Origin of the sequence: Desulfonatronospira thiodismutans ASO3-1 (assembly GCF_000174435.1) — a bacterium.
In the GTDB taxonomy this organism is placed as follows: domain Bacteria; phylum Desulfobacterota; class Desulfovibrionia; order Desulfovibrionales; family Desulfonatronovibrionaceae; genus Desulfonatronospira; species Desulfonatronospira thiodismutans.
The window spans coordinates 651,803-676,041 of sequence record NZ_ACJN02000003.1; the positions used below are offsets into that span (position 1 = coordinate 651,803).

General features: G+C 54.2%; 18 protein-coding genes. 2 read left to right on the top strand and 16 right to left on the bottom strand.

Translation table 11 applies throughout. From position 1 onward, the window contains the following. Positions 1 to 206: 206 nt before the first annotated feature. On the bottom strand, positions 207 to 3,308 hold the full coding sequence (locus DTHIO_RS20035) for a PAS domain S-box protein (protein WP_008871083.1): 3,102 nt from the start codon (positions 3,306 to 3,308) through the stop codon (positions 207 to 209). A gap of 337 nt (positions 3,309 to 3,645) precedes the next feature. Here DTHIO_RS20035 and DTHIO_RS22740 point away from each other — a divergent pair, with 337 nt between their 5' ends. Further along, positions 3,646 to 4,443, top strand: a complete 798-nt coding sequence (locus DTHIO_RS22740; RefSeq protein ID WP_279614629.1) for a four helix bundle suffix domain-containing protein — start codon at positions 3,646 to 3,648, stop codon at positions 4,441 to 4,443. On the opposite strand, the gene DTHIO_RS20040 is transcribed toward DTHIO_RS22740, so the two are convergent. The 13 genes from DTHIO_RS20040 to DTHIO_RS14945 form a co-directional block, all read right to left on the bottom strand. Beyond that, positions 4,440 to 6,737: an ATP-binding response regulator gene (locus tag DTHIO_RS20040; protein ID WP_008871085.1), complete on the bottom strand. Its 2,298-nt coding sequence runs from the start codon at positions 6,735 to 6,737 to the stop codon at positions 4,440 to 4,442. The two genes, DTHIO_RS22740 and DTHIO_RS20040, sit on opposite strands and share 4 nt — an antisense overlap. Before the next feature lie 25 nt (positions 6,738 to 6,762). Beyond that, the gene (locus DTHIO_RS14885) at positions 6,763 to 7,170 is read right to left on the bottom strand and encodes a response regulator (RefSeq protein ID WP_008871086.1); all 408 of its coding nucleotides are present in this window, start codon (positions 7,168 to 7,170) and stop codon (positions 6,763 to 6,765) included. Positions 7,171 to 7,407: 237 nt separating this feature from the next. Beyond that, positions 7,408 to 8,490, bottom strand: coding sequence for a protein-glutamate methylesterase/protein-glutamine glutaminase (locus DTHIO_RS14895; protein ID WP_008871087.1), 1,083 nt, complete (start codon positions 8,488 to 8,490; stop codon positions 7,408 to 7,410). Positions 8,491 to 8,548: 58 nt separating this feature from the next. Then, positions 8,549 to 9,415 carry a CheR family methyltransferase gene (locus DTHIO_RS14900; protein ID WP_008871088.1) on the bottom strand — a complete coding sequence of 289 codons (867 nt, stop codon included), beginning with the start codon at positions 9,413 to 9,415 and terminating at the stop codon, positions 8,549 to 8,551. A 199-nt stretch (positions 9,416 to 9,614) separates the two neighbouring features. After that, entirely contained in the window at positions 9,615 to 10,136 is a 522-nt protein-coding gene (locus DTHIO_RS14905; protein ID WP_008871089.1) for a chemotaxis protein CheW, read from the bottom strand. 120 nt (positions 10,137 to 10,256) lie between these two features. Further along, positions 10,257 to 12,335: a HAMP domain-containing methyl-accepting chemotaxis protein gene (locus tag DTHIO_RS14910; RefSeq protein WP_008871090.1), complete on the bottom strand. Its 2,079-nt coding sequence runs from the start codon at positions 12,333 to 12,335 to the stop codon at positions 10,257 to 10,259. 124 nt (positions 12,336 to 12,459) lie between these two features. Next, positions 12,460 to 14,553, bottom strand: coding sequence for a chemotaxis protein CheA (locus DTHIO_RS14915; protein WP_008871091.1), 2,094 nt, complete (start codon positions 14,551 to 14,553; stop codon positions 12,460 to 12,462). A gap of 9 nt (positions 14,554 to 14,562) precedes the next feature. Next, positions 14,563 to 14,925, bottom strand: coding sequence for a response regulator (locus DTHIO_RS14920; RefSeq protein ID WP_008871092.1), 363 nt, complete (start codon positions 14,923 to 14,925; stop codon positions 14,563 to 14,565). Further along, the gene (locus DTHIO_RS14925; protein ID WP_008871093.1) at positions 14,918 to 15,256 is read right to left on the bottom strand and encodes an STAS domain-containing protein; all 339 of its coding nucleotides are present in this window, start codon (positions 15,254 to 15,256) and stop codon (positions 14,918 to 14,920) included. The genes DTHIO_RS14920 and DTHIO_RS14925 overlap by 8 nt, the downstream gene beginning before the upstream one ends. A gap of 9 nt (positions 15,257 to 15,265) precedes the next feature. Beyond that, complete coding sequence (locus DTHIO_RS14930) at positions 15,266 to 17,128, bottom strand: methyl-accepting chemotaxis protein (protein WP_008871094.1); 1,863 nt, start codon at positions 17,126 to 17,128, stop codon at positions 15,266 to 15,268. 208 nt (positions 17,129 to 17,336) lie between these two features. After that, a complete protein-coding gene (locus DTHIO_RS14935; protein WP_008871095.1) occupies positions 17,337 to 18,743 on the bottom strand; it encodes a sigma-54-dependent transcriptional regulator in 1,407 nt (468 codons plus the stop codon). A gap of 159 nt (positions 18,744 to 18,902) precedes the next feature. Further along, on the bottom strand, positions 18,903 to 19,337 hold the full coding sequence (locus tag DTHIO_RS14940) for a cytochrome c3 family protein (RefSeq protein ID WP_008871096.1): 435 nt from the start codon (positions 19,335 to 19,337) through the stop codon (positions 18,903 to 18,905). A gap of 199 nt (positions 19,338 to 19,536) precedes the next feature. After that, a complete protein-coding gene (locus DTHIO_RS14945; protein ID WP_008871097.1) occupies positions 19,537 to 21,375 on the bottom strand; it encodes a UbiD family decarboxylase in 1,839 nt (612 codons plus the stop codon). Between the two features lie 180 nt (positions 21,376 to 21,555). Here DTHIO_RS14945 and DTHIO_RS14950 point away from each other — a divergent pair, with 180 nt between their 5' ends. After that, positions 21,556 to 22,002 carry an NUDIX hydrolase gene (locus DTHIO_RS14950; RefSeq protein ID WP_008871098.1) on the top strand — a complete coding sequence of 149 codons (447 nt, stop codon included), beginning with the start codon at positions 21,556 to 21,558 and terminating at the stop codon, positions 22,000 to 22,002. Positions 22,003 to 22,004: 2 nt separating this feature from the next. On the opposite strand, the gene DTHIO_RS14955 is transcribed toward DTHIO_RS14950, so the two are convergent. Both DTHIO_RS14955 and DTHIO_RS14960 read right to left on the bottom strand, forming a co-directional pair. Then, the gene (locus DTHIO_RS14955) at positions 22,005 to 22,400 is read right to left on the bottom strand and encodes an FxsA family protein (protein ID WP_008871099.1); all 396 of its coding nucleotides are present in this window, start codon (positions 22,398 to 22,400) and stop codon (positions 22,005 to 22,007) included. A 214-nt stretch (positions 22,401 to 22,614) separates the two neighbouring features. Beyond that, positions 22,615 to 23,994: an MATE family efflux transporter gene (locus DTHIO_RS14960; RefSeq protein ID WP_008871100.1), complete on the bottom strand. Its 1,380-nt coding sequence runs from the start codon at positions 23,992 to 23,994 to the stop codon at positions 22,615 to 22,617. Positions 23,995 to 24,239 lie beyond the last annotated feature (245 nt).

Genomic DNA, 24,239 nt, shown 5'->3' on the forward strand with positions numbered 1-24,239 from the left:
GTTAGTTGAAAAAAATAAAGAAAGGGTATGTTCTTTATGAAAAGCGCTTACTGGTAAATGATTGCAAAAATAATTGCCATGCTCTGGGAAAATCCTGCGCTTCCCGGTATGCCGATAGTTAAGCATGTATTAGTGTCGATACAGTGTTATTTCGTACCTGATATTTCCGTGAGGTCAATAATAAATATCAAAGGCCTGACATGCAGTCATAACTCCTGCTTAAGCCTTTCCAGTTCCGCCTTGAGGGCCTCCAGCTCCAGGCGGACCATTTCTGTGTCGCTTTTTCTGGCGGCATGATCCAGGGCCTCCGCCCTCTGCCTGGCGGCCTCGGCGCACAGGGTGCCCAGGGCCCCCTTGAACTTGTGAGCCAGCCGGGCCAGGCCCTGCATGTCCCCGGACCCGCTTTGGTCCTCCAGTTCCTGCATATACCCCGGCATTTCCTCCTGCATGAAGCGCTGGAACATGCCGGCCCAGAGTTCCCTGTCCCCGGCAAAACGCAGTTCAAGGTCTTTTGTACTGATGACTTCTGCACCGCTGCAGGCAAAATCCTGCTCCTGCACCTGGTAGCTCTGTGCTTCCCGGCCGGATTCATCCCTTACTGATACAAGGCTCTCTATTTCCCGGAAAAGATCCTCCGGGTCTACGGGCTTGGAAACATATCCGTCCATGCCGGACTGCAGAAACTCTTGTCTTTCTTCAGGCATGGCATAGGCGGTCAAAGCAATAATGGGGACCCTGCCCGAATCCCGCGGTCCCACATCAGATGTCCGCCCACTGGACTCTTCCTTCTCCCTGATCCTCCTGGCGGTCTCCAGTCCATCTATGTCGGGCATCTGTATATCCATGAGCACCAGGTCGAACTGTCCAGGCACAAACGCCTGCACCGCTTCCAGCCCGTTCCCGGCTATAACGGCCTGGTGTCCCTTCTGTTTCAGGACAAAACGGATGTAGTCCTGGTTGAGCTTCACGTCTTCCGCCACCAGGATCTTCAACTGCCTGGAAAAGGAGACGGCTGATTGAGTGTCAGAGCGCTTTTCCCCTGCAGTATGCTCCGCGGGTATGGCAAAAGGCAGGCTGAAGGAAAAGATGCTGCCGGCCCCGGGGATGCTCTGAGCCTGAATATCTCCGCCCATCATCTGCACCAGCCTGTTGGATATGGCCAGTCCCAGCCCTGTTCCCTGGTGCTTTTTGCCGTAGGTGCTGTCCGCCTGGGTGAAGCTGTCGAACAGGCGGGGCAGAAAATCTTCCTTTATGCCCACCCCGGTGTCCTCAACCTCAAAATTTAGACGGGCCTTTCCGGATGCGGCCTGCACAGGCCTGACCCTGAGAATGACCCGGCCCTGGGAGGTGAACTTGACGGCATTGCTCACCAGGTTGCGCAGCACCTGCTCCAGGCGGTACTGATCCCCGCACAGTCTCCGGGGGATGCCCGGTGCCGTATCCAGTTGCAGCTCTATATTTTTTTCCCCGGCCTGGATGGAATAAAGGTCCATGACCCTTTTGAAAAGAGACTGCGGATCAAATTCCTGGTGCTCGATTTCCAACTTGCCCGCCTCTACCTTGGACAGATCCAGAATATCGTTTATGATCTGCTGCAGGGACCTGGCCGATTCCAGGGTCATTTTCATAAGTCTTCTGGATTCTTCATCGTCGGTCCTGGCAGAGACCATCTCCAGTGCCCCCATGATCCCGGCCATGGGGGTGCGGATCTCGTGACTCATATTGGCCAGGAATTCGCTCTTGGCCTTGCTGGCCGCCTCGGCCTGCTCCTTGGCTACTATAAGCTCAATCTCGTCTTTTTTACGTTGAGTTATATCCCTTAGCTGCTCAATAATATATAGTATCTCTCCCTGCTCATTGAATATGGGATTGCTGCGGCAATCCATGTAGACATCCAATTCCGGGACGTATTTTTCCACCTGCTGCAGGGTTCCTGTATTGAGGGCCTCCCTGGTTGCGCACACCTCGCACTCCCTGTCCCGGCCTATGAGTTCAAAACATTTCCTGCCCGCCACCTGCTCCGGGGACTTGTTCAGGGCCTGGTACCCGGCCTGGTTGTAGCGTTTTATACTGTGATCCGGGTACTGGATGGCCAGGATATCCGGAATGCCGTTTATTATACCCTCCAGGAGCTGGTTCTGCTTTGTCAGTTCTCTCTCGGCCTGCTTACGCCCGCTGATATCCGAATATATGGAGTATCCACCCACAATTTCACCGGCCACATATACAGGACCGCCCTTGATGAGAACATCCAGAGGCTGTCCGTCCCTGCAGTAGCGCACGGTCTCTTTTTCCACGTTTTCTCCCTCCAGTACGCTGGAGGAAATATAATCGTCAGCCAGGCGCTCAGGATCCACCACCCGGTTTACCTGCTTTCCCCGGATCTCTTCCAGGGTATAGCCGAACATGGCAGTAAAGCGGCTGTTTATATTGAAGATCAGGTGCGAGGTGTCGAAAAAGACCATGGCGTCTTTGGTATTTTCAAAGATGGACTCAAAGTGCGACCTGCGGACTTCGGCCTCACGAGTCGCCTGCCGGCGCTGGCTTACATCCATAAACACCGTGGCAAACCTGTTCAGGCCGACCTTGTAGGCATTTATAAGAAATGACCTGCCCAGGGACTCTACTTCTTCTTCGAAGCTTACTGACCTGCCGCCAAGGACCACCCGGGCATATGTATCCAGAAAAGGCGGGTCCTGCTGCCTGCCGAACACCTGGCCGGCTGTCCGGCCTGTGACCTGGGAGGCCTTGAGCCCGGTATGCCTTTCAAATCCCTGGTTTACATCTAAGTACCTGTAATCCACCGGGTTACCGTGCTTATCCAAAACCAGTTCATGCAGGGCGATTCCCATGGGGGCATTCTCCGCAAGGAGACGGAATTTATCCTCGCTTTCAGCCAGTGAATCCTGCAGACGTCTCTGGTCGGTTATATCATCGGCCGAGCAGACCACGTATTTTACTCGGCCATCGCGGTCCAGGCCCGGGGATTTTTTAATGGACAGAAGACGCAGTTCTCCAGAGGCATCGGGCACCCACTCTTCTGTCTGCAGGGATTCCCCGGTTTCAAAGACCTCCCTGTTGCCGGGCCGGCAAACTTCCACCACGTCAACAGGAAAAAGGTCGTACAGACTGGCATATGAGACTTCCTGCACCTGCATGCCCAGAAAATCCGCATGGGCCTTGTTCACCGCCCCATAAGTATATTCATTGACCAGGTACCAGACCTGGGTGGCAATGTTGTCCAGAAGAATCCTCTGGCTTGCCTCGCTGCGGCGAAGCTCATCCTCCGGCTTGTTTCTGTCTTTCATAAAGGGTCCCTTATAAGATGTGACTGCAGAAAGTCACTTTTGCAGTCACAGACGTCAGAGATCAGACGTCAGATGTCAGTAAAATCAAATATTTATATAGATTATTGATTTCTGAATTATTCATTTTCTCGACTTTTTGCAGCTGCACCTTATAATCATCAAGAATCTCTTGATCCAGGTCACTTGGAAGATCCTTTAGTTCAAAATAAAACGATATTATCCTTCTCCTGATTTCTTTTTCTTTATCTATCCTGAGATGCCTCGTAAATCAACAGTTGCTTACCCAGTCACGCTTCAGGTGAAGACAGACCTGGCCCTTGCCGCAGCTTTTTTGGGCTTGATTTCGGCGCAAAAATCTGAATATATCCAGGGCATGGGTAAGCATATGGTCATACCTGCCCACGGCGGATTCAAAAAGCTGCGCAGCTTCGCGGTATCTCTAACTGTGCATGATGGTACGGTAATTTTCTGTGGCAGGTTTATCCGCAAGACATCCAGGACCAGGGACCAGATGGAGCAGGCCGCCAGAAGCACTGTACAGAATATCGTGGAGGGATCACTGGCCTCGGGCACCTCAAAAAAGTCTGAACTGAAGCTGACCAATGTGGCCCGGGCCAGCCTGGGAGAGCTGATCCAGGACTACGAAGACTATCTGCGCCAGAACAGCCTGCTCATATGGGACAAGGATTCCAGGATAGTCCTGGCCATGCGCCGTCGCCTGGCCGGTAAACTCCCGCCCCCGCAAAACGCTCCACCCCCGGACAAAGACCCGCACCAGGAGCAGCAGGTTCTGGATGAGCCCCTGCTGGCTGCCCTGACAGCCATGCGCATAAAGCCAGCCGAGACCTGCGCCAACATCATGCTCTGTCTGGCCCACCAGGCCAGTTTTCTGCTGGGCAGGCAGCTTAAGCGCCTGGAAAAGGATTTTCTGGAAAAAGGCGGCTTCACCGAGCGCATGTATCAAGCCCGGACCAGGTCCAGGCAGGGAGGAGTCCGGGAGCCTGCAGCGCCCTGGAATCCGGAAGCGAGGGCTCTGGGCATGTCGGATACGTCGGACCTGTCGGACACGTCGGACCTGTCAGACCTGTCAGACCTGTCAGACCTGTCGGACCAATCCGACACCCCGCCCTTCTAACCCTCCTGAAGAAGCGAACGTATGAGCCTGGAAAACTCCCCCATGCTGAACGGCTTCTGCATGAGGGCATCAACCTGAAGAGCTGATTTCTCCGGGGTGTCTGCCCCGGCGTGCCCGGTACACATGATCACAGGCAGGCCCGGCCGGAGTTCCTTGACCTTCCGGGCCAGTTCCTGGCCGGAGGTTCCGGGCATACTCAGGTCCGTCACCAGCAGATCATAATCTTCCGGCTGCTCCTTGAACACTTCCCAGGCCCGATCTCCGCTGGAAAAACCGCAGACCATGTATCCCAGGCTTTCCAGAGCACGCACTCCCCAATTGACTATTTCCTCCTGGTCGTCCACGAAAAGGATACTGCCCCTGCCCCGGACCACTTCCCCGGAAGGCTCCCTGCCTTTGTCCGATTCTGCCGGTATACCCTGCTCAACCGGCACTGCAGGTATATACACCCTGAAAAGACTGCCCTGTCCAGGAGTACTGTACACCATCACCCGCCCGGCAAGTTCCTGTAAAATGCCGTGGACCACGGACAGGCCAAGCCCAGTGCCCTTGCCCCTGGGCTTGGTGGAAAAAAAAGGATCAAAAATTCGCTCCTGCATTTCCGGCTCGATTCCGCAACCTGTATCCTGTATCTCCAGCAGCAGGTATCTGCCCCGGGGCAGATCATGGCCTGCTTCCTGGCAGGTGGCGTCCAGGTCTGCGCCTTTTAGGCCAACATCTATGTTGCCTCCCCGAGGCATGGCCTGCAGGGCGTTGGTGCACAGGTTCATGACTATCTGGTGTATCCACACCGGATCAGCCACCACCATGGGGGGATCATCCCCAATATCCACATTCAGCTGGATGTTTACTGGCACGGTTGCACCCAGAAGCTTCATGGCCTCCTTTAGAACCGGCTTGACCTGCATGGGGGCCTTGGTGGTTTCTTTCTGACCGCTGAAGGTCAAAATCTGCTGCACCAGGTCCCTGGCCCTCTGTACAGTGCGCAGGGAACTCTGCAGATACTCCCTGGGCCTGCCTTCATCGGACATATTCATCAGTGCCAGTTCGGTAAAGCCCTGGATCCCCATGAGGGAATTGTTGAAATCATGGGCTATCCCTCCGGCCAGAGTACCTATGGCCTCCATCTTCTGGGCCTGTTGCAGCTGCTTCTGCAGATTCTGCCTTTCAGTGATATCCCGGATCATGAGTACATAATTTACTATCTCCCCGGTCTTCTTGTTTTTTACCGGAGATACAGACACCTCCACCTCCCGGACATAACCGGACTTGTCCCTGAGATTGACCTGCTCCCTCCACGGCCGCTTCCAGCCGTCATCATCCGCTACTCCATTATTTTTCAGGCTTATCCCGGGGATCAGTTCCCTGAGCTTGGGAATCAGCTCACTGGCCCTGAATCCGCTTGTTTCATCGAAAAAAGGATTGACGTAGACAACATTGAGGCGGCTGTCAGTGAGAACTATACCCTCGCCGCTCTGCTCCAGAGCTTCGGCCTGCATGGAGGTCTGCTCCAGAAGTTCCATAAGCTTGTCTTCCACTCGCTTCTGCTGGGTGACATCCTGCAGGACTCCACTGACTATGCCCGCCTTTGACAGGGAGTCCTTCTGACCGCTGATCCTCAAAAACCGCTCCTCCCTATCCCTTCGCCTGAAGCAGAAGTCCCCGGAAAACCACTCCTTTGGAGCCAGAGAACTTACTTTCTTCTCAAGCTGCTGCATATGCCCGGGCTCCAGGTGAGTGTGCAGGATATAGTTGTCCAGGGGTTCATGTCCACGGGGATATCCCAGTATTTCGTACACGGACTGGGAATAAAAAAAACCGCCAGTTAAAGAATTGTACTCCCAGTATCCAAGCCCGGACTTGGATGCTGTGCTGCAGATATGCAGCTGACACCCGGAGGCATGGGCATTTTTGCTGACCAGAAAGCTCAAGCGGGCTGGTAGTGTCTGGTGATTCAAGGGCTTGAAAATGATGTCATCGACACCGGTCCTGGCTGCTTTTTTAACGTCTCTTTGTCCCAGGTCATCCACCCCGGCCAGCAGAACAACCCTGGTCTCCCTTTTCCATTTATCATCGCAGATTAAACCGGCCAGTTCCAGGCCGGACATCCATTCCATGGACTGCTCAGCAAGCACGAGATCAAAGGGCGTCTCCCGGAAAACACGCACTGCCTCTTCTCCGGAGTGAACCTCCTGCACCCGGCTTTTGACAAAGCCTGCATCTTCAAGGGCCTGCAGCACCTTTTCCCGGTCCAGGGTCTCAAGGCCCACAAGCAGGATTGAATGATCCTGCATAATCACCTCGTACTTGTATAATTTTTTACTTGGCCCTGGATGCGAAGCCCAGTTTTTCCATTTCTTCATACAGCTTTTGGGCCTGGACCGGCTTTATCAGGTATGAACTGGCCCCGCCCGCGTAAAAGGCCTGTACTACATTGCGCGGATCATCCAGGGCGCTGACCATGATCACCTTGGCCTCGCCGAAGCCCATAATCCCCCTGGAACTTTCAAATTCCCTGATCTGCTGCAGTGCATCCTGTCCATCTAAAGAGGGCATCATGATGTCCAGGAGTACAAGATCATATGGTCTGCTCTCCTCCCAGGCCATATTGAAAGAATCCACTGCTTCCTGGCCGTTGGTGGCCTCGTCACAGTCTCCGTAGGCCTGCAGCATTTTAATCAGGCTCTTCCTGGTGATAAAATCGTCATCCACGATAAGTATTCGCATAACATCATCCTTGCTTGCTGTTAGACTTCAGGCGCTTAGCACAAGTTTCAAACAAACATGCTGGCAACTTTTTCTGATATCCTGCCCATCTGGACAGAATTACAGACAAGACGTCCCCCCCCCCCTCCCTCAGGAAGAAAGTATGGGGAAAGATATTTTGACTCCCATACTCCAATACGCCCTTACTTCCATACTTCTTAAAAAAACTGACCACAATGACGCCTGTTCCGCGTCCCTTTACTTCAACGCCTTAAGCACCTGCGGGGCCATCTTCTCCAGAGGCAGCTCCTTATCTACAGCCCCCAGCTTTCTGGCTTCCTGGGGCATGCCGTAGACCACGCAACTGGCTTCGCTCTGCCCCAGGGTAAAAGCACCGGCATCGTGCAACTCCTTCATCCCGCTGGCCCCGTCCGAACCCATCCCGGTCATGATCACTCCCACTGCGTTTTTCCCAGCATATCTGGCGGCAGAGCGGAAAAGCACGTCCACCGAAGGCCTGTGTCTGGAGACCAGAGGGCCGTCCTTAATCTGGACATAGTATCTGGCTCCGCTGCGCTTTAAAAGCAGATGTCTGTTGCCCTGGGCTATGAGCGCCCTGCCCCGAAGCACCGGGTCACTGTCCGCGGCCTCCTTGACGTTTATGACGCATGAAGAGTCCAGCCTCTGGGCAAAGGCCCGGGTGAAATGCTCGGGCATATGCTGCACCACGACAATGCCTGGGCAGTCCAGGGGCATGGATTCCAGAAAAACCCTCAAGGCTTCGGTCCCTCCGGTAGATGCCCCGACCACCACCACTCTGTCCGTAGTCTGAAACATCTCCCTGCCCCTGGCCGGACCGGGGATAACCGCATCAGCGTTCAGCCTGGGTTCTATTTGCCTGGGCTTTTCCGGAAGCCTGCTGCGCTTAGCAGACAGATCCGCCTGAAAGGCCGCCTTGACCGCATCCACTATGCGCACCCTGGATTCTTCAAAAAACTTCTTGGTACCCAGCCTGGGCTTGGTGATTATCTCCGTGGCACCGGCATCCATGGCCTGCAGGCTCAGTTCGGAATTTTTCTCCGTCAGGGAAGAGCAGATAATCACCGGCATGGGGTGCTGGGCCATGATCTTGCGCAGAAAAGTAAGCCCGTCCATGCGGGGCATTTCGATATCCAGGGTGATGACATCCGGGACGTCCGCCTCCATCTTCTTGGCGGCAACAAAAGGATCAGAGGCGGTACCCATTACCTGGATTTCCGGGTCCGATTCCAGGATATCAGCCAGGGTCTGCCGCACCAGAGCGGAGTCGTCCACGATCATAACCCGGATTTTTCTGTTCATTGTTTCCCGCTTGGAAATAACTGTTATTTTATGTAACTGTTCACCATGATAACTGGTTTCATATTTTTCTGTACACTGTGGGCCTGGTTTGTTTCAGGGGAAGATCCATGCCGTTCAGGGTTTCCGAGTGTCCTATGAACAGATAGCCTCCAGGCTCCAGAAATTTGCAGAGCTTCCGGAATAGGGCCTCCTGCACCGGCCGCTCAAAATATATTATCACGTTGCGGCAGAATATGATGTCCATCTTCTCCCGGAAGGATATATCCTGGAGAAGATTCATCTCCCTGAAGGCTACTCTTTTTCTGAGTTCCGGCACAATACGTATGAGCTGCCTGTTGCGGTCCCTGCTGCGCAGGAGATATTTCTTCCTGAGCACGGGTGGAATGGCTTCAGCATCTTTTACCGGATATACCGCCCTTTCGGCCTCCTTGAGCACCTGCCTGGAGATGTCCGTGGCCAGAATATTATAGTCAAAAACTGGATGCTCAATTCCGAATTCGTTAAGGACCATAGCCAGAGTATAAGGCTCCTTTCCGTTGGAACATCCGGCGCACCAGGCCATGATCCGTCCACCCTCTGGATACCTTTCCATCCACTCCGGCAGCAACTCTTTATACAGAATATCAAAATGATGCTCTTCCCGGAAAAAATCCGTCTTGTTGGTGGTCACTGCGTCCACCAGGTGCGGCATCTCCAGTTCCAGTCCCTTCAGGCTGAACAGATAATCCCGGTACTCCTCAAAGTTGGTCATATTCAAACTGCGCAGTCTCTTACTGAGTCTGGACTCCAGCATGGTCTTTTTGGAAGGGGGCATCTTGATCCCGAACTCGGTCTGGATAAAATGCCCCAGTTTCTTGAACTCCTGGACTGTCATGGGCCTGGGCAACGACCACTGCCCGTTTTTCAGATTGTCATTGTGGTTCATGACTTTTCCGGTTTCAGATTGAAAGATGCACCTGCAAAAAATTGGAAGAAGGGTTTTAGCCTTCAAAGTTAACTTTGTAACTTGTTGATTTTTCTGACATCTGTCCTCTGATATCTGTCCTCTTGGGACTGCAAAAAGACTTTTTGCAGTCCCGTCTTGTAAACCCCCTTTCAGAAAACCACCCCAATCAATATATGGCTCAGCCTGTACCTGAGGCCACGCTTTCAGCTGATACCTGATCAGACTTTTCGGTTATGGAGCTAAGCTCCTCAACGCTGAATACAGACTGGATATCCAGGATGATAACAAACTTGTCCTCCAGCTTGCCTATTCCGCGAATAAACTGGGTGTCTATCTTGCTGCCCAGCCTGGGAGCCTTTTCAATCTGCTCCGGGGGGATATCCAGCACTTCCTGCACCCCGTCCACCAGGGCCCCCATGATGCTGGATTCCTCATGGATGGACAGCTCCACGATAATGATGCAGGTGTCCACGGTCTTTTCCCCCTGCCCCAGGCCGAACTTGACCCGCAGGTCCACCACTGGGACTGCATGGCCGCGGACATTTATCACCCCCAGCATATAGTCTTCAGTCCTGGGAACCTTGGTGATACTGGTATATTCCAGGACCTCACGCACTGAATCTATATTCAGCCCGAACAGGTCCTGATCCAGATAAAATGTAAGGTAGGTGTTGCTTAGACCAGCTTTTGCATTGTCCATAAAATTGCTCCTTGTCTTGAGTGCTGATGATCAACAGCCCTTTTCTGCTTCCCGCCGGGATCACCGGCCTCCTGAACAGATCACTGGCTGTTGACCATCAACTTATCACTTGAGTGCAGCCTAGTATTTTTCAAACTCCTGGTCCTCGGCATCCTCGGCCCCCATGTCCAGGGACAGCCGTTTTTTGGAACGCCCGCCTTGCTGTTCTTTGTTCTGGCCAAGCTGCATCCTGCTTTTCCGGACGTCCTGCTTAGCCCCGCCCTGCTGCGCGGTATACTTTGCAGTCCTCAGGGCTTCTTGCCGGCCGCTTCCATGTTCATCCACCCTGAAGAATCCAATGATGCTCTGAAGCTGCTGGGCCTGGCTGGACAATTCCTCGGCAGTGGAAGAAAGCTCCTCTGAAGAGGAGGCATTCTGCTGCACCACCTGGTCCAGCTGCTGGATGGCCTTGTTTATTTGTTCCGCACCTGAAGTCTGTTCCTTGGAGGATGCACTTATCTCCTGCACCAGATCCGCTGTCTTCTGGATATCCGGAACCATTTTCTTAAGCATTTCACCGGCTTTTTCAGCCACCTGAACACTGGAAGCAGACAGTCCACTGATCTCGTTGGCCGCCTGACCGCTTCTTTCGGCCAGCTTGCGCACTTCAGCCGCCACCACTGCAAAGCCCTTGCCTGCCTCGCCGGCCCGGGCCGCTTCAATAGCGGCGTTCAGGGCCAACAGATTGGTCTGCCGGGCGATCTCCTCGATGATGCTGATCTTTTCGGCAATATCGCGCATGGCCTGTACTGTATCCTGCACCTGCTGTCCACCATCTTCTGCATCCCTGGCCGCCTGCAGGGCTATCTTTTCAGTTTGAGCGGCATTGTCCGCATTCTGCTGGATGTTGGAGCCCATCTGTTCCATGTTGGAGGAAACCTCTTCCAGGTTGGAAGCCTGTTCCGTGGCTCCCTGGGACATCTCTTCGGAAGAGGAGCTCATCTCCTCGCTGCCGGCGGCCACGTTGTCCGCGGAAGTCTTTACTTCCTGCACCACTTCCTTGAGCTTTTCCTGCATACGTCGCATGGAGTCGGCCAGCATGCCGATCTCGTCCTTCTGGTGCACATCCAGATCCTTAGTCATATCTCCTTTGGCCATCTGCTCGGAAAAGGCCACGCCTTTGGCCACCGGCCCGGTTATGGCTTTAGTCAGCAGAGTGCCCAGGGCAACGGCCAGAACGACCCCGATACCCATCCCGGCCAGGGCAATAGTAACCGCGTTGGCTGCGTCGTTTTCAGCTGCTTCGACTGCTTCTCCAGAGACATTTTCGTTGATGTAAATCACCTGATCCAGAATATCCATGACCGCATTTTGTCTCTCAACCGAGTCCACCATGGCCAGTTCATTCATTTCCGCATAAAGCTCGTCTGCATACTCTGCAATCTGGATCAACTCCTCAAAGTATTCAAAAGTCTGCTGGGCTGCCGGCACCATCTGGTCTGCATATATGTCAATGGCTGCCTGCTCGTTACCAGCCTGCACTTCTTCCCGGATATCTTCAACACTGGCGTGAAATGCATTGTGATAAGGCGTAATATCTCTTAACAGCTGGGTAATTTCCGGGTTGTCAATGCGAAAATCAGCCATCCAGCGTCCAAAGGCACAGGCCGTGGCGTCTTCACCGCCTTCGAAATCAACTCCTGTAAGCAGATACCGGCCAATATTATCCATAAGTGCATAATGATCCCCTTCAAAATCCTGGAGCCGCCCCACGAACTGGTTGGTGTTCAGGATACCTATATCGTCCAGTTCTCTGGACATGTCCAGAAACTCATTGTTCACTTCGGCCCATCTCTGAAGTTGCGGATCAAAGTCCCGCCATATAGCTGCTTCCTGTTCTGTCTGGGGCAGAGGTTCAAAAACCTCCAAAGCTCGCTGATAAGCACTTCTGGCCTCCTGGATGTTTTCATACTGGGCTTGTCTCTCATCCATGGAAATATTCGGATTTAAAAGGGTCCTGAAGGCTACACTGAAAGTCTCGAACTCCTTTTCCACCTGGCGCAGGCTGTCGATACTGGGCAGGCGCACCTGGCCGATCTCCTCTACATGCCCTCCGAGATTGTTGGCTCCCCGCCAGCCGAAAAAACCCACCACAAGGACTATCAGGGCCACCAGGCCGAAGCCGCCCATCAATTTTACTCCCAACCTCAAGTTTTTCATGCCTGTCCTCCTGCAATTCCTTTTTTCCCTGCAATAAAGCCAGGGAATGTTTTAACTGAAACCAAAACCTGTTTTACAAACTGTGTGTAAAATATTGTTAAACTGTTCCCGGCAGTACCCGCGTTTAACCAGCAGCCATCTCCCCCAGCCGGGATACATCAAGGATCAGGGCGATGGACCCGTCCCCCAGGATGGTGGCTCCGGAAACTTCCCGGATATGCTGATAAACCCGGCTCAGGTTCTTGATTACTGTCTGCTGCTGTCCCAGAACCTCATCCACCACCAAGCCCATGAGCTTTTCCCCGGTGTCCACCACAACCACCTGCTCGATACTGCCGGCCTCGCCCTGTACCTCAAAAAATTTCCTGAGGCTTATGTATGGAATCAGCTGATCCCTCAGGCGGACAAAGTCCCAATTTGCTTCTCCCCTTTGAGCATTCCCTTCAAGCTCTATGCATTCGCCCACTACGCTCAGAGGGATAATGAAGTGCTGCTCCCCCACCCTGACCTGCAGCCCGTCTATAATGGCCAGAGTCAGGGGCAGGCTGATCCTTATTGTGCTGCCCTCCCCGGGAATGCTTTCCGCATCAACAGACCCGCGCAGGGCGGAAATATTCTTCCTGACCACGTCCATGCCCACCCCCCGGCCGGAGATATCGCTTATCTCTGTGGAGGTGGAAAACCCCGGCTGAAAAATGAGATTTAAAAGCTCTCTCTGGCCGAGTTCGTCACCTTGGGAGATAATGCCTTTTTCCAGGGCCTTGGCTTTTATTCTTTCCGAATCCATTCCCCGCCCGTCGTCACTTATGGTAAGAATTACATTCCCTCCGGACTGGGCTGCGGAAAAAGTGATTGTCCCCTGCCTGGGTTTACCCAGCTTCGCCCGTTCCTCCGGGGACTCTATGCCGTGGTCGATGCTGTTGCGCAGAAGATGCACCAGGGGGTCGTTGATGCGCTCTATGACCGTCTTGTCCAGTTCTGTGTCCGCTCCTTCCGTGACCAGCTCGATCTCCTTGCCCTTCTGGGAGCAAAGATCCCGGACCACCCTGCGGAACTTACCGAAACTGGAACCGATGGGCAGCATGCGGATACCCAGGGTGTTGTCTCTGAGCTCGTCCGAGAGGCGCTCGATTTCTTCGGCAATGGACCGCAGGGCCATGTTGCCGTCATCCCCCACCATCCTGGAGAGCTTGGACTGGGCTATGACCAGCTCTCCCACCAGATTTACCAGTTCATCCAGCTTTAAGGCGGGCACCCTTACACTGGATGCAGACACGTCTTTACTGCAGTCCTCCTGTACTCTGCGCATGGTCTGTTGCTCGGCCAGGGCAGATTCAACCTGAGTCCGGCTCACGAGCCCTGCCTGCACCAGAAGTTCGCCTACCCGTTTCTGGGAGCCAAGGGCGGCTTCAAGATCCTGCCGGCTCAAGTCACCACGTTCTGTAAGAATCTCTCCCAGCTTGCGGTAACCTTCCTCCTGCCCGTAACCAGATACATGATCGACAATCTGGATACTCAGCTCGCTGTCCTCTTCCACAAAGATAAACACATCATGGATGGCGTTCTTGCCCTGGGTGGTAATGAGAATAACATCCCACCAGACAAAGCATTTTTCCGGATCCAGCTTCTCCAGGGCAGGAATATCCTCGCTGTGGGCAATCACGTAGGCCTGCCCCAGCTCCCGCAGCTCGTCCAGAAGCATCATGGGGTCCGTGCCCATGGCAAGAATATTTTGATCCGGCTTGAAGCGGATGCGGTAGGCAAGGTTCTCCCGGGAGGTCTGAGATTGTTTCTCCTGCTTTGGAGATTCCCCGGCTTCCTGTTTTTTCACGGGCAAAAGCTCGCGCACCGACTCCAGGATTTCCTGAACTCCCTGAGAATCTTTGGCTGCAGAGTCCTGCAGCATGAGCTGTATCTGATCCTTGGCCCGGAAGGTCAGGTCCAGCAGTTCTTTGCTTACCGCCATTTCACCGCAGCGCACCAGTTCAAATGCGTTTTCCACTTCGTGGGTGAAATCAGCGACTTCCTCGAAACCGAACATGGAGCCGGAGCCCTTGATGGTGTGCAGGGCCCTGAAAACCCGGTTTATAAGCTCCGGCTCACTTGGGGCGTTGTCCAGTTCCAGAAGCGCAGCCTCAAGCTCGGGCAAAAGATCCCCGGCTTCTTCAAGAAAAGCCTGCTGCATCTGTTCTTTGTCGGACATCATCTGAGAATTCATGGCTTCTTCCTATTTGAGCAGTTTCTGGACTACGGACAGAATCTGCGGGGGCTTGAAAGGCTTTACTATCCACCCGGATGCTCCGGCTTTTTTGCCTTCCTGCTTTTTCTCGTCCTGGGATTCCGTGGTGAGCATGACTATGGGGATAAACTTGTACCCCGAGGTGGCCCGGACATTTTTAATGAGCTCAATACCGTCCATGTTGGGCATGTTCAGGTCCGTGATGATCATGTCCACCTGCCCCTGAAGCTTTTGCAAGGCGTCCTTGCCGTCCGCGGCCTCCACCACAGAATACCCGGCATCCTTGAGGGTAAAGCTGACCATCTGGCGTACGCTGGATGAATCATCCACCGTCATTATCGTCTTACCCATTTACGCCTACCTCCTTGAACAGACATTCTTCCCGGCCGAAGAGGCATACCTGGCCGAAACCTCCTGATTTCCAGGTCTCCATGACAGGCTCCGAAGGAAGCCCGGACAGCCTGATGCATTTTTCCCTGGCTGCAAAAGACTGGTGGGCGGCGCAGATAATCTGCATCAGGGATATGTCCGACTTCTCCACCTCCGATAGATCCAGAGCCAGGCTCTGGGCGGTTTCCAGGGCCTGGGAAAAAAGCTGCAGAACTTCTGTGGCATTCTGCACACTGCAGTCGCCTGTCAGCTTCAAAATCTGAATGTCATTTTGTTGCATGCTGTTATTCATGGGACCTCCTTAAAAAAGCTCCACATTATCTCCAAATTCGTCTTCACCTTCCGTGTCTGTAAACAGTTCCGGCTCATGAGCCTCTGCAGCCTCCTGGCCATGGCCCTGTTCTTCCTGGCCCTGCCCGGTAAAATCCCTGTATACGCTGCGCTCGGACTCCATGGTGTAGCGATGCAGTATATTGCTCAGACGCTGGGAATACCTTTCACCGGATTCAACAGGCGGCACGTGCTCCTGGATCTGCTGCTCAACTTCCTGCAGGTCTTTTATGATGCCGCTTATTTCCTCCTGGACTTCGAACTGCATATCCAGCTTTTTCTGAATTTTTGTAGACAATTTGAGCAGCTTTGACGTCTCTTCTCGAAGATTCCGGTTAAGGGCCGTCACCTCGGTATTTACTCCGGACATGCGGTTGACTACCTGTCCCAGGATGCTGCAGAGCCTGGCCTCATTTTGTGATCCGGCCCTGGCCTTTTCTGCATGGGAGCTGAAGTCCCCGGCTACAGACAGAATCTCTTCCAGCACCCCGGAAACCGAGGCCACCACATTCTTGGTATCCCCCGAGAGCCTGTGGATGGCTCCGGCCAGAACCCCCAGGGGCTTGCCCCCCTCCCCGGTATGGGCTGATTTGACGCTGGCATTCAGGGCGATAAGTGCTATTTCTTCTCCAATATCCTCCAGCGTATCCATAAGACTCTGCATGCCTTCCAGATCAGAGGACATGGACTCTAGACGTCTGATTACGTCTTCGAAGTCTGAGGTGGATTTCTCAAGCACCGGAATCAGACTGGATGCATCCTGTTCCAGTCCGGCCAGCACCCCCTGGCCGCTGCCGGAATCCAGGCCGGTAAATCCCTGCATGTCCGCTTCCTGTTCCTGGACATAGTCACCTATGCCGCCCAGGCTCTGCCTTATACTGTCCATGGCCTTTCCCAGGCCGCTCCGGGTGGATTCCATCTGGCGGGACTGCAGGGAGCATACATCTCCCAGCCACCTTATCATGTCCTGAACCTGGTCTTCCTCCCTCTGCTCCCCCTGGAAAACATCCCGGGCCTCGTCCAGGCTCTGATAGACGTGTTCCACCTGCTGCCGGGTAATGTCGTGAAATTGTACCGAGGAAATTATCTCCCCCACCATCTCTTTTATGCTTTCCGCCCTGCCGGCGATGGAGCCTGAGAGCCTCTCGGAGGATTTCTGCATTTCCTGAAGCTGCCTGCTTTTTTCGTGAACACCCTCCAGCAGAGGCGTAATCTCCCTGGAATGCAGGTTATGCGCTGAATTCACGCTGACCTGCAGACTCTGCACCTCGTTTTGCAGTCCCCGGATCCTTTCCGTGGCATCCCTGGAATACTCTTCAGTCTTGTAACCCAGGTTCTCCACCTCCTGGGCCAGGGTGACGAAATGCCTGCCCTGCTCTCCCATCCGGGCGCTTTCGATCCTGATGGACATGGCCAGCACCCTTAAGTGTTTGAGCATGGGCCGGAAATGCTGCATCTCCTTGTGCAGTTTTCCCACAGCCACCCCCAGATCGCTGCACCTGTTCATGGTCTTTTCCAGGTTCGTATCTTCAGACTGTCCCTGGATCTCTTTTAGTGAACTGTCTAACTCTTCCATGGCCTCTTTTAAGGCGCTTCCCGAGGCCTTCTCCCCGAGTTCCAGAGCTGTCGCCGAAAGGTCCCTGGACCTGTAGTACAGGTCCTGCACTCCCTGGCCTATCTCCAGGAACTCGTTCTCCCTGCCGGCTATCACCCGGCTCAGTTCACTGCTGATCCTGCTCAGCCTGTCAAGCCACTGCCATACTGGATAGTCGTTGAAAGCCTGCGTCATACTGTTTTCCGGCTGAAATTCCTGCTCTGTCATTATACTTTGCATGTGTAGGATCCTTAGATTACGCCAGAAAGATCTGCGCCGAAGCTTACTGGGTTTTCTTATTCAACACCTGTGCCAGAACCCCTGAAAGACAAATATTACTAAATTTCAATATGTTATCTCATCAAATAATTTTAAGAAGAATAAAAAAGGCGGGGTTTTTCAAATAAAATTTGAACATTTTCAACTTTGATTTGAACAGCGAAGCAGATCATCTGAGTTTGTACTTGTTTATGAGGCTGTATACCCTGGACTGGGTGAGATTGGCCAGACGGGCCATTTCCTTGATCCGCCCACCGGTATGGGCGTACAGATCATGAAAATACCTTTCTTCAGCGGCTTCGACCACCTGGGTTTTAAAGGTTTTCCATTCCGGGATATCGCTTTGTCCCAAGGGAGAAAAATCGGAGCTTAAAACGCCTTTGTCCTCCTGCTGTCCGGACAGGGAGTCCTTGAGCAGGGATACCCGCAGGTGCAAAGGAAGGTGCCTGCGGTGCAGCATGGGCTCATCCTGGGCGGCGGCTGCGGCCTGTTCCAGAGCGTTTTTCAGCTCGCGCACATTTCCGGGCCATTCATAGGCGGAGAAGATCTCCAGCACTTCCGGATACATTTCCTTGGGCGATGCCTTCAGCTGGCCTGCTGTTTCTTCAAGAAAATGGGTGCAGAGTTCCGGAATATCCTCCCTTCGTTCGCGCAGAGGGGGCAAAGTACACTTTTGCATCCTGATCCTGTACAGTAGGTCCTGGCGGAACTCGCCTCTTTGGGCCATGGCCTCCAGGTCCCTGTTGGTGGCGCACACCAGCCTGAAATCACTGTATACTTCCCTGGATGCCCCCACAGGCCTGAACTTTTTTTCCTCCAGAACCCGCAGAAACTTTTTCTGCATATCCAGGTCCAGCTCGCCGATTTCGTCAAGAAAAAGGGTGCCTTTGTTGCTCAGGGCCACCAGGCCGCTGAAATTGTCGCTGGCCCCGGTAAAAGCACCGCGAACATGCCCGAACAGGGTGCTCTCCATCACCCCCCTGGAAAGGGCCGAGCAGTCCACTACCACAAAATCATGCCCTGCCCTGGGGCTGTTGTCATGTACGGCTTTGGCAAAGAGTTCCTTGCCGGTGCCGGTCTCGCCGAAGATAAGCAGGCTGTTGCCCGTAGCCGCCGCCTGACTCAGATCCTGCAGACATCTGACCAGGGCCGAACAGCTGCCCACTATACCGGATCGTTTGATAAGCCCCTCCCTGGACCTTCTAAGCCGGGCTTCCCTGTACTCCAGGGCCCGGACCAGGGTCAGGGTGACTTCTGCAATGGAGGCGGGTTTTTCCAGGAAGTCAAAGGCGCCCTTGTTCAGGGCCAGTTCAGCTCCGGCAGGATCTCCTTTTCCGGTGATGATTATCACTTCTGGGAAGGACATAAGTTCCTGAAACCAGGTCAGGGCATCAAGGCCGTGTCCATCCGGCAGGCTCAAATCCAGGAACACGGCTTCACAGTTGAAGGAACCGGCTGTATCCATGGCTATTTGCAGCGTACCGGCACTGCGGGCTTCATGTCCCGCGCTCTTTACTGCACCTGCAAGGACCTGGCGGACATCGGGATCATCGTCTATTATCAAAACATTAGCCATAGGGATTTAGACTAATAACACTTAAGATCAATAGCAAGAGGTTTATGCGCACAACCGGCCGGCATTATTCAGGCATCTGCCACCGGTTGTGCTCTTAAGGCGGGAAGAATTCAGATAGGATTTGCTCAGGTTGAAAAAACAGTTCTGCCAGAAGCTGCATCAGGGCTGATGACACCCTATACAGGATGTAGGGGCATTTTCCTCGTCCCTGTGACACCAGTCCATGCACATCTCGTGATAAGCATCCTCGAAATAAAAGATATCTCCCTGCATGCGGGTGCCGGCCATGATGACATCTTCCACCGGTTCGTTTTCATACATGTCATGGCATCCGGATTCCATGCAGCCCATATGGGTGTCGCCGGTATGGTGGCAGTACTCGCAGTCGTAATCAAAATGCACATCATGGGAAAAGGGCACCGGCGCAAGCCTCTTCTCTCCATACTTTTCCTCGTACTCCACAGGAGGATAGAGCATCATATCCTCGGGATAATAACCCTCGTGCTGATAGGTCAGCCCTGCGTACAGGGTGGGCAGGGCCAGAAACCCCAGCACAAAAATAATTAAAACTCCGACAACCAAAGACCTCTTCATCACCGCTACCTCCTTGACTTTAGACATTGTTACGTAAAGAACAATGTCTAATAACTAAGTCAAGAACACTTGAAATGTCAAACAAATCTATTGTTTTTCCTGCCCCCGGAAAACAAGAAAAAAACAGCAGGGACAGACCCTGTGTCTCGCCTGGCATCCCCGCACATCACAAGAAAAGGGCTTTGAAACACAGTGGGCATCATATAATCCTGTAAAGCGGCCCGCCCCGGGCTCCCAGTTCATCCACCCTTTTCTCCACCTGGGGATCCGGCTCCAGCACCGGGGGATGATAAGTCTTCAGCCTGGCGTCAATAACAATGCCCTTTTCAGCGCCCCAGTGCTTGCAGTGTACAAAAGCCCCCATTCCGTAAGTGTCCGTGGCCGGGTCCGAACGGGTGAAAACCGCCCACAGGAAATTGTCCCAGCACCGGGTGACAAAGTCGCTGTCGTCCACAACCACCACCAGGGGGAACTCCTGCATCCCCGGGGCATTGTTCAGCCTTTCCCCCAGCTTTTCCACTTCCGGGTCATGAGTATCGCGTTCCTGGGTGCTCCGGGGACCCTGCACAGCCATAATACCCGGGGCCATGAAGCGCGGGCGCGAAAATTCACCCAGGGGCAGATCCCGGGGAAGCTTCATGCCCAGTCTTCTTTTGACCTCGCCGGCAGCGGCCATGATGAGTTTGGAGCCCTGGTTCAGGCTTATGCCGGAGTAATCCAGGGTATCCATGGTGGTCCTGGTGATGAAATGCAGGTCCCGGGCAAAATCCATGCGCTGCAGCACATGCTGCAGAAAGCGCGGAATATGCCTGGCCGACAGTCCAGGATCATCCTCTAAGGCCGCGATGACCAGGTACTTGGCCAGGGAGGTCTGGCTCTGTCCCAGAAGATTCATGGCATTGGTCAATAGCTCCTGGGGCTGTCTCTGCCGGGCGAAGGGCACGTAGCTTTCCCGTCCCACAGCCAGGAGCAGGGGGTGAACCCCTGCAGCGTCTACTGCATGTACCTCGCGCACCCCGCTGAAGACCGTGGGTATGAGCTGGGCTGTAAGTTCATGAATAAGATCACCGAAGACTGTATCTTCCTGGGGCGGGCGGCCTACAGTGGTAAAGGGCCAAACCGCGTCCACCCGGTGGTGCACCTTTTCCACCCTGAGCACGGGAAAATCGTGGCGCAGGCTGTAATAGCCCAGGTGATCCCCGAATGGACCTTCAGGCAGTTCCCTGCCGGGGACAATGCGGCCCGAAATACAGAAATCGGCTTCAGCGGGCATGGGCAGACCGTTGGCGGCCTGGACCATCTTTATTCTGTGCCCGCCCAGGGACCCGGCAAAGACCACTTCCGGGACGTTTTCCGGCAGGGGCATGACCGCGGCCAGGGTCATGGCCGGGGGGCCGCCCACAAAGACATTGACCCTGAGAGGCTCGCCCGCCTCCAGGGCCAGCTTGTGATGATACCCGATGCCCCTGTGGATCTGGTAGTGCAGCCCCACCTCCCTGTTGGTCCTGAAATCGTTGCCTGTCAGCTGTACCCGGTACATGCCCAGGTTGGACTGCATGATCCCGGGCCTGGCGGGATTCTCGGAATACACCTGGGGCAGGGTGACGTAGGCCCCGCCATCCATGGGCCAGGATACCAGCTGAGGCAGGCGCTCGATGGTGGTTTCACCTCTGGAAATGGGTCCCTGGGAAACGCGTTTGGGCATTGTCCTGGCCAGCATGGGCAGAACATCCAGGTATTTCCAGGGGGCCTTGAAAAATAGCAGGGGATCGATTTTGAGCTTGAAAAGCCGGTCCAGGGTGTCCAGGGTGTCCCGGAAAATGTAGCGTGCCCGCTGCATGGTACCGAAGACATTTCCGGCCATGGGAAAAGTGGTGTTCTTGACATTGGTGAAAAGCAGGGCCGGGCCTTTATTCTGAAAAACCCGGCGCTGGATGGCACCTGCCTCCAGGTAGGGATCTACTTCCGTGCTGATGCGTACCAGGTCTCCCCTGGCCTCCAGGTCCTCCAGACAATGGCGCATGTTTGTATAACCCAAGTTAAACTCCTGTTGTTGACGTGAACCATTCCTGGGCAGCTGATACCAGGGTGTGCCCGGGTATTTTAAAGCCTGCTGATTTCAAAACAAAATCCTGTTGAATCTTGAATCAATGAGCGCTAAAGGTCAAGGTCGGATCAATTGAGCAGCAAAGGACTGCAGAACTAAGGACAAAAAATTATGAACCAGGATATGCAGACGTCCCGTCACCATTCCCGTGGAGCATACCCTTCCCTGCCCCGGGTGGCGGTGGGTGCGGTGGTCAGGCTTGAAGGCAGTTTTCTGCTGGTGCAGAGGGCCAATCCCCCGGCTCAGGGCCAGTGGTCCATCCCGGGAGGCAAGATAAGGCTGGGGGAGAGCATGCAGCAGGCTGCAGAACGCGAGGTGCTGGAGGAGACCGGGCTGACGGTGCGGGCAGGCCTGCCGGTACTTACCTTTGATCTCATCCATCGTGATAAAGCAGGCAACATCCTCTTTCACTACGTTATTGTGGACCTGTGGGCCGAATATGTTAAGGGCCGTATCCGGGCCGGAGCGGATGCAGCCAGGGCTGCCTGGATCGCCCCGGAAAACTTTCCAGACTTCAACCTGAGCCCCACCACCCTGGATCTTTTAAACTCGCTTTAGCCTCACCACCTGCGGATGACGTGCACATTGCCCTGCCGCATCCACAGATCGATTTTCTTCACCAGCCAGACCCTGATAATCTTCCTGGTCTGGGGAATAAGTACCAGAAGCCCCATGAGATCGGTAATAAACCCCGGAGTCAGAAAGACCAGGCCTGCTGCGAATATGAGAAACGCATCCAGGATGTCGTGAGTGGGGGGAATCCCCTGCTGCAGGTTGGTGCGCAGCCTGAACATGGTGTAGGCCCCCTGCATCTTGGCCAGGAAGGCCCCCACAAAGGCTGTGGCTACAACCAGAGCTATGGTCCACAAGGCCCCTATGTGCGAGCCGATCTTGATCAGTACGTAGATCTCCACAATGGGCAGAATTACAAACGCGGCGAAAATTTTTAAAAACATAATTTTTCTCTGGGCTGATTTACCCTGCCTGTGCCGGTGGTCCCGGCTGTTTGTCTGTAAGCATTCAGGGGGTGCCGGAATCACGCCTCTGGCTTGACTGGGGACAGTCCCCGCGACCCCTTTCCTGCACAATACAAAAAGTACAAACGCTAAGTTGTGTGAACCAGCAAAGATATTACTTAGCGGGGACAGTCCCCAGGCCTAGTGCCAGGAACTACCACTGAGGACCCCCTGAATGCTTACGTTTGCCTTTTTTCTGGGCGAAATTCGCCCAGTTGGTGAACTGGTAAAGATACAGCATTATCCCGGCCTGAAAAACCATGGAAATAAACATGGCCATCCATACCCCTGTGGCCTCCTGGATGACCAGGTGCCCCAGAATATAGGCCAGGGGGATCCTGATAAGCCAGGAAGCGGCTCCCATGCCGAACATCTGGTAAAGCGTGGCCCCGGCTCCGGTCAGGGCTCCGCCCAGGACCATGGCCACCAGTAGAAAGGGAATGGCCGCCATGTTGTACTGGAGATAATTAACAGCCTCCCGGCTCACTTCAGGATCCGGGGCCACAAACCCGGCCACCGGTTCAATCACCTGCCACATGGCAATGGTCAGAAGGCTGACCGAGACCAGGGCCACCAGCATCACCTGGTAACCGATCTTTTTGGCCCCCTGTACGTCCCCCCTTCCCAGGCAGTTGCCCACCAGAATGGAAGCGGTGAAATTAAAGGCCACTCCGGGCAGAAAAAGAAGCGACTCCACCCGCAGCCCCGCGCTCATGCCGGCCAGGGCCACTACGCTGCCCACGGGAAGGGCTGCGGTAATGGCAAAAAGCACCAGGTAGGCCGAGTGCCACACCACCTGAACCAGGCCTGCGGGCCAGGCCACTTTGAACAGGTAGGGCCAGGCCCTTTTGATCCAGCGCCAGGGGGCAAAGCTTGCGCGCTTCAAAAATCCCTGGCGGTAAAGGATAAACAGGTTGAAGAGCACCCCGCAGAGTACAGCGCCGAAAGTGGTCCAGGCCAGCCCCTTGTAGCCGAGCATGGGAAAACCCCACCAGCCCAGGCCCAGGGCAAAGTCCCCGAAGGTGTTCACCACGGTCACGATCATCATGGAATACAAAGGAATCATGACCTTCTGCTGCGCCCTGAACATGGCGTTGCAGATGATGAGCAGGTAATACCCGGGCAGAATATACAAAAAAACCTGCAGGATATACCCGGCCACGGGCAGGACCTCGTCGGAAAGCTGCAAAAGGTCCAGCAGGACATCTTTCAACAGAAGCCCGGCCGCCAGAAAAACAAATCCCAGGCAGACACCGATCTCCAGGCCCAGCCCGATGTATCTCTTCACCCGGAGCATGAGCCCCGCCCCCCAGGACTGGCTTATGGCGGCCACGCTGCCGTTGGCCAGGGCTATGGCCACCACCAGGAAAAAGAAAAGGGCCTGGGTGATCATGCCCATACTGGCCTGAACTTCGCGCCCCAGGCGTCCTGCCACCCACACGTCCACAAATCCTATGAGGAAGTGAAAGAACATCATGAGCAGCTGCGGCCAGGCCAGGGTCCAGATGGTTCTGTATGAGCCTTTTTCAGGCATTAAGACCCGAGTCCAGAATTTTGCATTTCATGTAACATATTGATGACCTGAATCCGTGAAATATACTTTTTTCGACATATATCCTTGCAGGCTCCGGGGTTTGGCAAAATGGCCGCAAACTGTCTGAGCGACTTAGGCAGACTTAATCAAAATCCTTTAATTATCTGATTTAACTTGTATAAGCATTTTGAAGTTCATGCATCATGTTAGATCGGGCAAGGCCTGGATTTTGATTTAGTCTGCCT

What these genes read in the sequence shown, in the direction of transcription:
- DTHIO_RS20035 (WP_008871083.1), bottom strand. Translation starts at nt 3,308, where the DNA reads ATGAAAGACAGAAACAAGCCGGAGGATGAGCTTCGCCGCAGCGAGGCA.
- DTHIO_RS20040 (WP_008871085.1), bottom strand. Translation starts at nt 6,737, where the DNA reads ATGCAGGATCATTCAATCCTGCTTGTGGGCCTTGAGACCCTGGACCGG.
- DTHIO_RS14885 (WP_008871086.1), bottom strand. Translation starts at nt 7,170, where the DNA reads ATGCGAATACTTATCGTGGATGACGATTTTATCACCAGGAAGAGCCTG.
- DTHIO_RS14895 (WP_008871087.1), bottom strand. Translation starts at nt 8,490, where the DNA reads ATGAACAGAAAAATCCGGGTTATGATCGTGGACGACTCCGCTCTGGTG.
- DTHIO_RS14900 (WP_008871088.1), bottom strand. Translation starts at nt 9,415, where the DNA reads ATGAACCACAATGACAATCTGAAAAACGGGCAGTGGTCGTTGCCCAGG.
- DTHIO_RS14905 (WP_008871089.1), bottom strand. Translation starts at nt 10,136, where the DNA reads ATGGACAATGCAAAAGCTGGTCTAAGCAACACCTACCTTACATTTTAT.
- DTHIO_RS14910 (WP_008871090.1), bottom strand. Translation starts at nt 12,335, where the DNA reads ATGAAAAACTTGAGGTTGGGAGTAAAATTGATGGGCGGCTTCGGCCTG.
- DTHIO_RS14915 (WP_008871091.1), bottom strand. Translation starts at nt 14,553, where the DNA reads ATGAATTCTCAGATGATGTCCGACAAAGAACAGATGCAGCAGGCTTTT.
- DTHIO_RS14920 (WP_008871092.1), bottom strand. Translation starts at nt 14,925, where the DNA reads ATGGGTAAGACGATAATGACGGTGGATGATTCATCCAGCGTACGCCAG.
- DTHIO_RS14925 (WP_008871093.1), bottom strand. Translation starts at nt 15,256, where the DNA reads ATGAATAACAGCATGCAACAAAATGACATTCAGATTTTGAAGCTGACA.
- DTHIO_RS14930 (WP_008871094.1), bottom strand. Translation starts at nt 17,128, where the DNA reads ATGCAAAGTATAATGACAGAGCAGGAATTTCAGCCGGAAAACAGTATG.
- DTHIO_RS14935 (WP_008871095.1), bottom strand. Translation starts at nt 18,743, where the DNA reads ATGGCTAATGTTTTGATAATAGACGATGATCCCGATGTCCGCCAGGTC.
- DTHIO_RS14940 (WP_008871096.1), bottom strand. Translation starts at nt 19,337, where the DNA reads ATGAAGAGGTCTTTGGTTGTCGGAGTTTTAATTATTTTTGTGCTGGGG.
- DTHIO_RS14950 (WP_008871098.1), top strand. Translation starts at nt 21,556, where the DNA reads ATGAACCAGGATATGCAGACGTCCCGTCACCATTCCCGTGGAGCATAC.
- DTHIO_RS14955 (WP_008871099.1), bottom strand. Translation starts at nt 22,400, where the DNA reads ATGTTTTTAAAAATTTTCGCCGCGTTTGTAATTCTGCCCATTGTGGAG.
- DTHIO_RS14960 (WP_008871100.1), bottom strand. Translation starts at nt 23,994, where the DNA reads ATGCCTGAAAAAGGCTCATACAGAACCATCTGGACCCTGGCCTGGCCG.